This window comes from Micromonospora sp. NPDC049044, assembly GCF_040649215.1.
Classification (GTDB): Bacteria; Actinomycetota; Actinomycetes; order Mycobacteriales; family Micromonosporaceae; genus Micromonospora.
Genome location: NZ_JBEZFA010000021.1, coordinates 70,955 through 82,895, shown reverse-complemented (window position 1 = coordinate 82,895; position 11,941 = coordinate 70,955). Strand labels below are relative to the sequence as shown.

The following is an 11,941-nucleotide window of genomic DNA, read 5'->3' as shown; positions in this document are numbered from 1 at the left end:
TGGAAGCCGAGTCGATCAGCGCCGTTCCGGCAGGCCGGTCGCCACCCGCAGCTCGGCGAACGCCACACCCAGCGTGACCGGGGTGAAGTGCGCGTTCAGGCCGCTGGGGTTGGGCAGCACCCACAGCCGGGCGCCGGCCAGTGATCCCGGCTGCGGCCCGAAGGTGGCTTTCGGCCGCTGAAAACCGATCCGGTACGCGGTCACCCCCACCACCGCCACCCAGCGCGGCTGGTAGCGGCCCACCTTGTCGGTCAGGATCGCGGCACCGTCGAGGAGTTCCTCGCTGCTCAGCTCGTCCGCGCGGGCACTGGCCCGGGCGGCCATGTTGGTGATGCCGAGCCCGAGTGCGGGCAGCTCGTCCTGTTCGCTGGGGTGCAGCAGCCGGGGGGTGAACCCGCCCCGGTGCAGCGCGGGCCAGAACCGGTTGCCGGGTCGGGCGAAGTGCCAGCCGGTGGCGGCCGACCAGAGGCCGGGGTTGATGCCGACGAAGAGCACCGCCAACCCCGGCGCGAGGACGTCGGGGATCGTCAGGTCAGCGGCCGCGGCCAGCTCTGCCCGGGTCGGACGGGCTGTCCGGGGCGTCACCGTCGGGTGACGATCGGCCCGGTCCCCGGGTCCCGGCGGCCGTCCGGTGCGCCGCGCGCTGATCGACTCGGGTTCCTGGAAGTCGGGGTGTCCTGGTCGCGTCGACCGCCCGGTTTCCTGAAGGCCGAGTCGATCAACGGCAAGGCCGAGTCGATCAACGACCGGGTGGTCGGGCTGAGCCCGCTCGGGCGGCGTCACGGCACGGGCGGGTCGGCCCCCGTCGGAGGTCACAGCCCGCGGAGCGCGCCGCCGTCGACCGGCACTGTGATCCCGGTGAGGTAGCTCGCGGCGGGGGAGAGCACGAACGCGGCGACCCGGCCGAACTCGGCCGGGTCGCCGAGGCGGCGCAGCGGGATGCTGGCCTCGGCTTCGGCGTGGGCGCGCTCGGGGTCACCGGTGGCGGCGAACAGCTCCCGGTTGCGGTCGGTCAGGATCCGGCCGGGCAGCAGCCCGACCACGCGGACGCCGCGCGGGCCGTAGTCGTCGGCGATGTCCTTGGCGGCGCCGACCAGACCGGGCCGCAGACCGTTGGAGATGCCGAGACCAGGCACCGGACCACGCGCCGAGGTGGAGAGCACCAACCCGATCGCGCCGCCCTCGGGCAGCGCGGCGGCGACCGTGCGGACCGCCCGGACGCTGCCCAGAAAGACGGTCTCGAAGGATTGCCGCCACTGCTCGTCGGTGATCGCCGCGGCGTTGCCCGCCGGTGGCCCGCCGACCGAGATCAGCGCGCCGTCGAGCCGGCCGAAGTGCTCCTGGGCGGCGGCGACGAGCTGCCCCGGCGCCTGCGGGTCGGCCAGGTCGGCGGTCAGCCCGACGGCGCGCTCCGGGCCGCCGAGCTGCGCCGCGGCGGCGGCCACGGCGTCCGGGTTGCGGGCCGACAGGACCACCCGTGCCCCATCGGCGACCAGGCACTGCGCTGTCGCGAAGCCCAGGCCGCGGGATGCTCCGGTGAGGATGTACACGTGGTCGGACAGCCCTAGATCCATAAGGTCGATCCTGCCGCATCCGGCACGTCGTCGCCACCAACCGAGGCCACCGTCGATGGGCGCGGGGCGGGGCGTAACAGGCGTACCCGGCCGGCGATCTGCACCGCCACCGCTCCGCCGGCGCGGCCCACCGCCGGCATCCGGCGTGGGCGCGGCGTTCGCCGCCCGTCGTAGCGCAGGCGTGCCTCCCGGACGGCCAGCTCCTCGGCGGCCGGCGGGGGGAGTGCGTCTTTGTCGCGCAGCGACCGGGCCAGGTCCCAACCGTCGCGCAGTGACCCGGCGGTGGGTCGCCGGGCGGCCCACTCGGCGAAGGTCGTCGACCAGCCAGCACCGAGGCCGGCGGCGAGCAGCGGCCAGTGCCGGGCCACGTCGCCGGCCCGCTTGCGCAGCAACGCGGCCCGGGTGGCGGCCAGTGGGGCCGGGGCGAATCCCGGCGGTGGGGACCCGCCGGCGACCAGCGCCGCGACCAGTTCAGCCTGCCGTTCGGCGAGCCCCGGGCGGGGATCGGCGCTGGTCATGTCACGGCCGGGAAGTCGGCGGCGGCGGCCAGGGCGTCCAGTTCGGCGCGCAGCTCGGCGGCCGGTGGGTAGTGGCCGTCGCGTTCCAACAGCAGCGCCGGTGGACGCCGTCGGGCGCAGAGCGCCTCGACCAGCTCCAGCACCGCCGCCGACACCGGGTCGGTGTGGGTGTCGTGGTAGAAGCCGCAGTGCTCCGCGCCGCCGGCCACGTGGGCGTACGCGACCCGCTCCAGCGGCAACCGGTCCAGCAACGCCAGCGGGCCGGTGCCCCGGTTGCGGGCGTTGGCGTGCACGTTCGCCACGTCCAGCAGCAACAGAGCGCCGGTCCGGTCGAGGATCTCGGTGAGGAAGTCCGCCTCGTCCAACTCGTCGTCGGGCCAGTCGACAAGCGCGGCGATCGGTTCCAGCGCGATCGGCACCGGCAGCTCGGCCTGGGCCCGTGCCACGTTGGCGCAGACCGCGGCGACCGCCTCCCGGCTGCGTGGCAGCGGCAGCAGGTGGCCGGCCTCCAGGCCGCCCGCTCGGACGAACGCGATGTGCTCGCTGACCAGCGGCGCGTCCACCCGGTGCGCGACAGCGGCCAGGTGGGCGACCCGGGCCGGGTCGACCGGCTCCGCGCCGCCCAGGGAGAGCCGCACCCCATGCGGTACGACGGTGACCGCGCGCTCGCGCAGCCGGGCCAGCCCGGCCGGGAGCGGCCCGGACGCGGGCACCGCCTCGGCCACCACCTCGACGAAGCGCAGCCCGGGCAGCTCGGCCACGAAACCGGCGATCTCCGGACGCCAGCCGATGCCCACCCCGGTCGGCCCGGTCATCCGCCGCACCCCCCGCCGCCGCATCCGCCCCCGCCGCCGCACGAGCTGCCGCCGCCGCAGGAGCTGCCACCGGAGCTGTCGCCACCGCCCGAGGATCCGTCGGAGCCGCCGCTCCAGCCGCTGCTGGCGGCGGCCTGACGTTGGATCTCGGCCTGCTCGGCGAAGCTCGGGTCGAGTGCCCAGAGCGAGGCGGTGCCGTACAGGGCCACACCCATCGCCGCACCGGCCGCCCCGTAGGTGGCGTAGGCCGGCGCGGACGCCGGGGCGAGGTGGGTGTGCTCGCGGCGCACGGCGCGCAGCGCGGCCCGACCGGCCCGGGTGAGCACGGGTGGCCGGCGCAGGACGAGCGTGACGATCAGGAGCGCGACAAGGGTCAGCAGCAGGTAACCGACCGGGTGACCGCTGAACAGACCGGAGACGAGCCGGAGCACACCGAGGCCCAGCAGGGCGATCAGGATCGTGGTCCAGAACCGGGCCCGCGCCCGTTGCGCGTCGTCGGTCAGCAGGCCCCGCTGCTCCAGGCCGTCGCGGAGCTGCTGCAGCGCGCCGCGTACGCGCTCGTCCCGCGGTAGGTCCCCGACCCGGGCGTGCTGGTGCGCGGCCCAGTGGACGGCCTGGTCCAGTGGGGTGAGGCCGGTCGGCGCGGCACCGACGGTGGTCAGTCGACGGTCCGGTCGCACACCGATCGCGCCGCTGCCGCGCAGGCCGCCGAGTGCGGCGTGTACGGCGAGCCGGGGCCCACCGTTGAGGTATGCGACCTGCTGCGGTCCGAGCGGATCAGCGGTCGTGGCGGCGTTCGACCCGGCCGCCAGCCGGATCCGGTAGTACACCGCGACGGCCACCACCACGGCGGTCGCCACCAAATAGAAGCGGAGGAAGGTCGGGCCGGGGATGCCCCAGGTGTCGCCGGACGCGGCGTGAACGATCATCGACTGCTCCTGTCACCGGAGGGATCCGCGGCCCCATTGTGGAGCAGCGTCGCCACGCTCGACAGACCGCAGCCAGTGGGCTCAGTGCCGGCGGACCGCCTCCTCCACGAGGTCGAGCACCGGGCCCATCTCGTCGGCGGGTCGGCCCATCGCCAGGTGCAGCACCAGGCCGTCGTAGGCCAGCTCCAGGAACTGGGCCAGCACGTCGATCGGGACGTCCTCGCGCAGCACCCCCGCGTCACGCTGGCGGGCCAACCGGTCGCGGGTGGCCTCGGCGATCGCCGCGGACCGCTCGGCCCAGCGCTTGGCGAACGCCGGGTCGGTGCGCAGCCGGCGGGAGACCTCCAGTTGGCTGCCCAGCCAGCCGGTGGTGTCCGGCGAGACAGCGCGGGCCAGCAGGTCGCGCATCACCTGCACCAGACCGTTGCGGGCCACCGTCTCGACCATGGCCGCGGCATCGTCCTCGGCGACGGCCAGGAAGAGCGAGTCCTTGTCCCGGAAGTGGTGGAAGATGGCCCCCCGGGACAGGCCGGTGGCCTCCTCGAGGCGGCGTACTGTCGCTCCCTCGTAGCCGAGCCGGGCGAAACACGCCCGTGCGGCGGCGAGGATCTCCTGCCGGCGCGCGTCGAGCTGGTCCTGGCTTACTCTGGGCACGACCAGATCGTCGCAGGTCACCCCCCGGGCATGCAAACCGTACGTACGGCTTGGAATGTCGCCGTCTACCATCGCCCGGTGACCCCGCCCCGCACCGTGCCCACCGCCCCGCTGACCGTGGCCGCCATCCAGGCCACACCCACGCCGGGAGACGTCGCCGGAAACGCAGTCGCCGCCGCCGAACTGGTGCGCCGAGCCGCCGATCGGGGCGCCCGGGTGGCCGTGCTGCCGGAGCTGTTCCTCTGCGCGTACCACCCGCCGACCCTCGCCGCCGACCCGGCCGGCACGGACGTCGCGGCCGATCCGGCCGGTGGCGTCGCGGATCCCCGGCTCGACCCGCTGCGCGCCGCGGCGCGCGAGGCCGGCGTCACAGTGCTTGTCGGTGCCGCCGCCCGGCATCCGCACGGGCAGCGGACCATCGCCGCGCTCGTGGTCGACCGGTCCGGTGTGGTCCGGGTCGGCTACGACAAGCAGCAGTTGTGGGGCGACGAACGGGAGCTGTTCAGCGCCGGCGACCGGGGTGCCACGCTGCTCGTCGACGACTGGCGGCTCGGCCTGGGCATCTGTTACGACGGATGTTTCCCGGAGCACGGCCGGGCCGCCGCCCTCGACGGCGCGCACGGTTACCTGTGCCCCAGCGGATACCTGGCCGGCTCCGAGCACCGCAGGGACCTCTACTACGCCGCGCGGGCCCTGGACAACACGATGTTCGTGGTCTTCGCCAACGCGGTAGGCGGCGTCGACCCGTGGCGGTTCAACGGCGGCGCGGCGATCTACGACCCGCAGGGCCGGGTGCTGGAGCGGGGTGCCGACGACGGCACGGCGGTGCTGGTGGCGACGCTGGACCCGGCGGTGCTCGCGGCCACCCGGTCGGCTCATTCGATGCTCGCCGATCGGCTCGCGGACCAGGGCGGCCCCCGGTCGTCGATGTCCGGCTGAGCACATCGTCAGGTCGGTACCCGCTGCATCTGTTGGCGGACACGTCGGTCCCGTAGGGTGCCCGAGTGCCACTGCTCCTGCTGGACCTGGACAACACCCTGCTGGACCGGGCCGGGCCGTTCCGCCGCTGGGGTGAGCGCTTCCTGGACGGCATCGGCGCGCCCCCCACCGACATCGACTGGCTGGTCTCGATCGACGCCGACGGGCTCACCGACCGTTGGGATCTCGCCGACGCCATCCGGGACCGCTACGAGCTGCGCGTCCCGTCGATCGACCTGGTGGAGGAGCTGCACGACGGGGTGGTGGAGCAGACCCGGCTGGACCCGCTGACCGCCTGCGCGCTGCGGATCGCCGACGACGCCGGCTGGGTGCCGGTGGTGGTGTGCAACGGCACGGTACGTGTCGACGACGCCAAGATTCGCCGGACCGGCCTGGACCGCTACGTCGCGGACTGGGTGATCTCCGAGGAGTGCGGGGTCAGCAAGCCCAACCCGCGGATCTTCGCGCTCGCCGCCCAGCGGGTCCGGATGCCGCTGCGCGGCGCCTGGGTGGTCGGTGACAGCCCGGAGGCGGACATCGGTGGCGCCGCAGCGGTCGGGCTGCCAAGCGTCTGGCTGCACCGGGGGCGCACCTGGTCGGACACCCGGTTCGCGCCCAGCCGCACCGCGGACGGCCTGATCGCCGCGGTCGCCACCGTTCTCGCCCGCTGACCTTCCCGCCGGATCGGCGCGTAGCTGCGGTAATTCGATTGACCCTGGGACGGGTCGCGGTGAGCATTGTCGGCGCATGGTGCAACCCGGGTGTGTGCCCGGTCGAGAAAAGAGGGGGTCGGTCATGGCCGTCTTCGCCTGTCGCTTCCAGCCGCCTCTTTCAGTCTCGATCAAGGGAACCTCACCACAGTGCGCGATCACGACCTTCCGGCGCTGGAGCGCCGGAGCCGCGGCAAGAGCCGCTTCGACGACGACGAACCGCAGTTTCTGAAGCGCGGGCGGCACACCGAGCCGCCCGCTGATCCGGACAGCGAGCCGGACCGGGACACCGGCGAACGCTGGTCGTCCTGGGACGATGCCGTCCACGGTCCCCAGCCGCACCCGGGCTGGCTGGTCACCGAGTTGGCCGCCAAGGACACCGAGTTGGGTGTGCTGAAGACCGGCAAGGAGGCGGACGTCCACCTGGTCCGGCGGGCCGTGCCCGACACCGACCGGTCCTGTCTGCTGGCGGTCAAGCGTTACCGCGACCCCGAGCACCGCCTGTTCCACCGCGACGCCGGCTATCTGGAGGGTCGCCGGGTGCGCCGCTCCCGGGAGAACCGGGCCATGGCCGGCCGGACCGCGTTCGGCCGGCAGATGATCGCCGGGCAGTGGGCCGCCGCCGAGTTCGCCGCTCTGGCCCGGCTCTGGGAGCTCAGCGCCGGGCACGGCCGGATCGCCGTGCCGTACCCGGTGCAACTGCGGGGCACCGAGTTGATGCTCGAGTTCGTCGGAGATGCCGCGTCGGGGGAGGCGGCGCCCCGGCTGGCCCAACTGCGACCCGGTCCGGCAGAGCTACGCGACCTGTGGGCGCAGCTGGTGGAGGCGCTGCGGGTGCTGGCCCGGGCCGGCTACGCGCACGGCGACCTGTCGCCGTACAACCTGCTCGTGCACCAGGGTCGGCTGGTGGTGATCGATCTGCCGCAGGTGGTCGACGTGGTGGCGAACCCGCAGGGGCCGGAGTTCCTGGCCCGTGACGTACGGGTGGTCGGCACCTGGTTCGCGGCCCGTGGGCTGCCCGCCGAGCTGGTCGACCCCGGCGCGTTGACCGCCGAGCTGCTGCGTGAGGCGGGCCTGCGCTGATCGGAGCGGGTCGGGCGGCCCGGCCGCCCGACCCGCCGGGGGTTACTGGAGGTAGCGCTCCACCTCGGGCTTGGGTCGTTCGCCCTGCGCGTCCGGATCGCCGTGGGTTTCCCGGGCGGCCCGCCTGCGGCGCAGCAGGTCCCAACACTGGTCGAGGGACTCCTCCAGGGCGCGCAGCCGCTCGCTCGCCTCGCCCTCGGTGCCCGACTCGTGGGCCTGGGCCTCCGCCCGCAGCTTGTGTTCCTCGTCGACCAGCTCGGTGATCCGGTTCAGGATGGTCTTGTCGTCCATGACAAGAGCCTGGCACAGGGGGGCGGGTATCGCCCGGATTCGGTGGTTCCGCCGGGTCGCCCGGCATGGCGCAGGTGGCGCGGCGCGGGACAGGTCCCCGACCGGGTCGGCGACGTCGGGAGGGACCCGATTGGCGGGCTCAAAGGTGATGTTTGTCACTATCGAAGATCAATAATGTCGACTGGTGGTCAGGACCGCCGCCACCTGCGAGATCTGTGGTAGGCGAACGTCGCGGCGCGCCGGTCTTACGGCGACGCAATCCTTGTGTGTGAAAATTTCACGTAAAGCGCCTAGAGGTAGACGGCTGAGCGATGGCATGCTCCACAAAACCTCACTCAGCAGAGTCATTCGGCAACGCCGAGTTTCCACAAGGGAGAGTCGGTTTCCGTGGTAGCACCTCACCCAGTGCCGGTTCAGCCACGACGAGCGGGCCTGATCCCGCTGCGTCACGTGGTGCCCAAGCTGTTTCGCGATCCGGCCCGCACCCTGGTCGACGTGGGCGAGCGGTCGCAGGGCGAGGTGGTGAAGCTCAGTCTGGGCTCGTTCCGGCCCTACCTGGTCACCCGACCGGAGCATCTGCAGCGGGTGCTGAGGGAAAATTCCGACAACTATGTCCGGGCCGGCGACGGCCTGCAGTGGCGTCCCCTGAAGCGGCTGTTCGGCGACAGCATCCTCGGCGACGGCGAGCACTGGAAGAACGGCCGCGAGATACTCCAACCGTTGTTCACCGCTCGGCGGATCGACTCGCTTGTGGACGGGATCGCCGAAACGATCGAGAAGGCCGTCGACGAGTTGGACGAGCCGGCCCGGGCCGGCCAACCTGTCGACATGGGCACCGCGCAGGCCCGGATCGTCTGTTCGGCGATCACGCACGTCCTCTTCGGCGACAAGATCACGGTGCCACAGGCGATGCGCCTCATCGACGCCCAGGACGCGATCGCCTCGTCGGTGATGCCGCGGCTGATCGTGCCGTGGGCGCCGATGGCCGTGCGGATGCCCGGCGACCGGGCCTTTCACCAGGCCGTGCAACTCATCGACGACATGCTGCTACCGATCGTCCGAGCCGCTCGCACCACCGCCGAGTCCGACGGCGACGACATCATCGCCACGCTGTGGCGGGGCCGCACCGCCGATGGTGGCCGGCTCGACGAGCGACAGGTCCGGGACAACACCGTCGCCATGATCGCCACCGCCACCGAGACCACGATCACCGTCCTCACCTGGCTCTGGCCGCACATCGCCCAGAACGAGCAGATCGCCGAGCGGCTGTACGAGGAGATCGACCGGGTGGTCGGCGACGCTCCGGTCCGCCGCGAGCACCTGCGCGAGCTGCGCTACACCCGGCAGGTGCTCGACGAGTTGCTGCGGCTCTACCCGATCGGCTGGCTCATTCCCCGCAGCACGATCAAGGCCGACGTGATCGGCGGAGTACGCATCGAGGCCGGCGCGACAGTCGTGGTCAGCCCGTTGATCACCCAGCGGATGTCCGCGTTCTGGGACCGGCCCGAGGTCTTCGACCCCGACCGCTTCGACCCGGACCAGATCCGCAACCGGCACCGGTACGCGTACTTCCCGTTCGGTGGCGGCCCGCACCAGTGCATCGGCATGCACCTGTTCTATCTGGAGGCGATGCTGATCGTGGCCACCATGCTGAGCCGCTTCCGGTTCCGCCTCCAGCGGCAGGCTGTGCCCGGGGTCAAGGTGGCAGCCGCGCTACGGCCCCTTGAGCGGGTCGAGGTGACCCTGCGGCGGGTACGGAGCGCGTCGGTATGACCACAGTGCTCCCGTCGCTGCCGACCACCAGTGGCGACGAGATGGCACTCGCCGCCGAACACGGCCGGATCTGTGCCCTCGCCGCGAAGGGCCAACGTGACCTGGCCGAGCGGGCCGCGGCGTACCCCGATCTCTTTCCGGCGCGACCGTTCGATCCGGCGCTGTTCGGCAACGTCGCGATGGCGATCGCGTTCGGGGCACCCCGCTGTGACCTCGACCAGTTGCGGGTCACGAACCGGGCCGTGCTCTGGGGCTTCGCTGTCGACTGGCTCGTCGACCACGAGGCGCGTAGCCGTGCCGAGATCGACAGGTTGACGGCGAGCTGCCTCGCGGTGGCCGACGGCGGGCCACCGGCGGCGGACGACCCACTCGGCCGCTTTCTCGCCGAGCTGCGCGACGAGCTGGCCGCCGTGCCCGCGTACGCGACCCACGGGGCGGTGTGGCGCACCGAGCTGCGGACGATGTTCGACGCGATGGCGCGGGAGTGGGACTGGAAGCAGGCCGCCGGCAGCGGCGCGATGCCCACCCTGGACGAGTACCTGGCCAACGCGGCCAATCTCGCCTGCACGGTGGTCAACGTCGTGCACTGGATCCGCTCCGACGACCCCGCCACCCTCGCCCACCTCGACGCGCTCGTCGCGGCCAGCGACCAGGTGCAGCGGATCCTGCGACTCGTCAACGACCTGGCCAGCTACGAACGCGACAAGCGGTGGGGGGATCTCAACGCGTTGATGCTGGTGCCGGAACGGGCCGACGTCGAGCGCCGGATCGCCGACCTGGTGACCGAGGCCCGCGAGCTGCTCGAACCGCTGCGCGCCAGCTGTCCGGTACCTGCCGACTACCTCGCCCGGCAGATCGGCTTCAGCTCGGGCTTCTACCGGTCGACCGACTTCTGGGGCGTGTCGTGACCGCCGTGGCCGACGCCGGTGCCCGCCACGAGCCGGCGGTGGCCGCGTCGGTCCGGGAACTGCACTCCGCGATGGTGCTCGAACCGGCCGGCCGGGTCACCCCGTCGGTGTACGAGACCGGCCGGGTCGTCGCCGACGCGCCGTGGCTCACCGGTCACGACCGGCGGCTGCGCTATCTGCTGGACACCCAGCGCGCCGACGGCGGTTGGGGTGGTCCCAGCGGTTACGCGGTGGTGCCGACGGCGAGCGCGGTCGAGGCGCTGCTCGGCACGCTGCGGGACGGCCGGGCCGCCGACCCGGACGGGCTGGCCAGCGCCGCCGGCCGCGGGTTGGGTGTGCTCGCCGACTGGCTCGGCCAGGGCACGTCGCTGCCGGACACACCGGCCGCCGACCTCATCGTGCCGGCCCTGGTGCAGCGGATCAACTACCAGCTCGCGTTCTTCGCCGCCCGCGGCGACCGGTGGTTCGCCGACGGGCCCGGTGCCATAGCCGGTGTCGACCGGCGGCGGCTCGACGCGGTCCACGCGCTGGTGGCCAGCGGACGTCCGGTGCCGCAGAAACTGGTGCACGCCTTCGAGGTGCTCGGGCCGGCCGCGTACCGGCACGGCGGCGTGTCGCCGGTCGCCGGGGCCATCGGGGCGTCGCCGGCAGCCACGGCGGCCTGGCTCGGCGACCCGGCGACGCCCGGCGCCGACCCGGAGGTGCTCGCCTATCTGCGGGCGGCCGTCGGTCCGCTCGACGGACCGGTGCCCTGCACCACGCCGATCACCGTGTTCGAGCGCGCCTGGACCCTGAGCAACCTGGTCCGAGCGGGGGTGCCGCTGCGGCCGGCGCCGAAGCTCCTCGCCGAGTTGGTCGCCGCCCTCGGGCCGCAGGGCGTCGCGACCGGCCCGGGGTTGCCGGCCGACGCGGACACCACCTCTGTCGCGCTCTACGTGCTCGCCCGACTCGGTCACCCGGTGGACCCGGCCAGCCTGCTGCTTTTCGACACCGGCACCCACTTCTGCACCTGGCGGGGGGAGGACGGCCGGTCGGTCACCACTAACGCGCACGTGCTGGAGGCGCTCGGCTGGCACGCCCGGCACACTGCGGCGGGGGCGAGCCGCTACGCCGGCCGGGTGCCAGCGTTGGCCGGGTGGCTCGCCGACGAGCAACAGCCCGACGGCTGTTGGGCCGACCGCTGGCACGCGTCGCCGTACTACGCCACAGCGTGCGTCGTGACGGCCCTCGACCGGTACGCACCGGCTGACATCGCCGGACCGGCAGTGGACCGCGCTATCGACTGGCTGGTCGCGAGCCAACGGGCCGACGGGACCTGGGGGCGCTTCGCCGGCACCGTGGAGGAGACCGCGTACGCCCTGCACGTGCTTCTCGGGACGCGTCGATCGGTGCGGCCGGGGGTGGCGGAGGCGATCGCTCGCGGGTTTCCTCAACTGGCCGAAGTGGACGATCGGCACGAGCACCCTCCACTGTGGCATGATAAGGATCTCTACACCCCGGTGCTGATCGTGCGGGCGGCCGTACTCGGCGTCCGACAACTGGCAGTGGCCAGAGACGACCTGGTCAGCAATGTGGACCGACCGCCGCTGCGGACCTGTACGGCGGTCACATGATCCGCGGCGCTTGAGCATTTGCCCCGGACGCTGCTAGCGTGCGCCGGGGTCGATGCATGCATGACGCATTACTGACTGAACACTCACACAGGCCG

Annotated in this window: 13 protein-coding genes; 6 read left to right on the top strand and 7 right to left on the bottom strand. The window is 73.0% G+C overall.

The window, feature by feature from the left end:
• Positions 1-15 precede the first annotated feature (15 nt).
• The 6 genes from mug to AB0B85_RS18955 form a co-directional block, all read right to left on the bottom strand.
• On the bottom strand, positions 16-585 hold the full coding sequence (gene mug, locus AB0B85_RS18980) for a G/U mismatch-specific DNA glycosylase (RefSeq protein ID WP_357408938.1): 570 nt from the start codon (positions 583-585) through the stop codon (positions 16-18).
• 227 nt (positions 586-812) lie between these two features.
• On the bottom strand, positions 813-1,574 hold the full coding sequence (locus tag AB0B85_RS18975) for an SDR family oxidoreductase (RefSeq protein WP_357408936.1): 762 nt from the start codon (positions 1,572-1,574) through the stop codon (positions 813-815).
• The gene (locus AB0B85_RS18970; RefSeq protein WP_357408934.1) at positions 1,565-2,092 is read right to left on the bottom strand and encodes a hypothetical protein; all 528 of its coding nucleotides are present in this window, start codon (positions 2,090-2,092) and stop codon (positions 1,565-1,567) included. Before AB0B85_RS18970 ends, AB0B85_RS18975 begins: the two co-directional genes overlap by 10 nt.
• The gene (locus AB0B85_RS18965) at positions 2,089-2,907 is read right to left on the bottom strand and encodes a DUF692 domain-containing protein (protein WP_357408932.1); all 819 of its coding nucleotides are present in this window, start codon (positions 2,905-2,907) and stop codon (positions 2,089-2,091) included. The genes AB0B85_RS18970 and AB0B85_RS18965 overlap by 4 nt, the downstream gene beginning before the upstream one ends.
• Positions 2,904-3,836 (bottom strand): TIGR04222 domain-containing membrane protein, encoded by a 933-nt coding sequence (locus tag AB0B85_RS18960; protein ID WP_357408930.1) that lies wholly within the window; start codon positions 3,834-3,836, stop codon positions 2,904-2,906. Before AB0B85_RS18960 ends, AB0B85_RS18965 begins: the two co-directional genes overlap by 4 nt.
• Before the next feature lie 81 nt (positions 3,837-3,917).
• Positions 3,918-4,490, bottom strand: a complete 573-nt coding sequence (locus tag AB0B85_RS18955) for a helix-turn-helix domain-containing protein (protein ID WP_357408928.1) — start codon at positions 4,488-4,490, stop codon at positions 3,918-3,920.
• Between the two features lie 78 nt (positions 4,491-4,568).
• Here AB0B85_RS18955 and AB0B85_RS18950 point away from each other — a divergent pair, with 78 nt between their 5' ends.
• The 3 genes from AB0B85_RS18950 (at position 4,569) to AB0B85_RS18940 (ending at position 7,261) form a co-directional block, all read left to right on the top strand.
• Positions 4,569-5,429 (top strand): carbon-nitrogen hydrolase family protein, encoded by an 861-nt coding sequence (locus AB0B85_RS18950; RefSeq protein ID WP_357408926.1) that lies wholly within the window; start codon positions 4,569-4,571, stop codon positions 5,427-5,429.
• 65 nt (positions 5,430-5,494) lie between these two features.
• Positions 5,495-6,139, top strand: coding sequence for an HAD family hydrolase (locus AB0B85_RS18945; RefSeq protein ID WP_357408924.1), 645 nt, complete (start codon positions 5,495-5,497; stop codon positions 6,137-6,139).
• A 189-nt stretch (positions 6,140-6,328) separates the two neighbouring features.
• The gene (locus AB0B85_RS18940; RefSeq protein WP_357408921.1) at positions 6,329-7,261 is read left to right on the top strand and encodes an RIO1 family regulatory kinase/ATPase; all 933 of its coding nucleotides are present in this window, start codon (positions 6,329-6,331) and stop codon (positions 7,259-7,261) included.
• A 42-nt stretch (positions 7,262-7,303) separates the two neighbouring features.
• On the opposite strand, the gene AB0B85_RS18935 is transcribed toward AB0B85_RS18940, so the two are convergent.
• Complete coding sequence (locus tag AB0B85_RS18935; protein WP_357408919.1) at positions 7,304-7,552, bottom strand: DUF2630 family protein; 249 nt, start codon at positions 7,550-7,552, stop codon at positions 7,304-7,306.
• Between the two features lie 453 nt (positions 7,553-8,005).
• Here AB0B85_RS18935 and AB0B85_RS18930 point away from each other — a divergent pair, with 453 nt between their 5' ends.
• From AB0B85_RS18930 to AB0B85_RS18920, 3 genes are read left to right on the top strand one after another with little or no spacing between them, the layout of a single operon-like run.
• Complete coding sequence (locus AB0B85_RS18930) at positions 8,006-9,325, top strand: cytochrome P450 (RefSeq protein ID WP_357408917.1); 1,320 nt, start codon at positions 8,006-8,008, stop codon at positions 9,323-9,325.
• A complete protein-coding gene (locus tag AB0B85_RS18925) occupies positions 9,322-10,233 on the top strand; it encodes a terpene synthase family protein (RefSeq protein WP_357408915.1) in 912 nt (303 codons plus the stop codon). The genes AB0B85_RS18930 and AB0B85_RS18925 overlap by 4 nt, the downstream gene beginning before the upstream one ends.
• Positions 10,230-11,846 (top strand): prenyltransferase/squalene oxidase repeat-containing protein, encoded by a 1,617-nt coding sequence (locus tag AB0B85_RS18920; protein WP_357408913.1) that lies wholly within the window; start codon positions 10,230-10,232, stop codon positions 11,844-11,846. The genes AB0B85_RS18925 and AB0B85_RS18920 overlap by 4 nt, the downstream gene beginning before the upstream one ends.
• Positions 11,847-11,941: the final 95 nt, after the last annotated feature.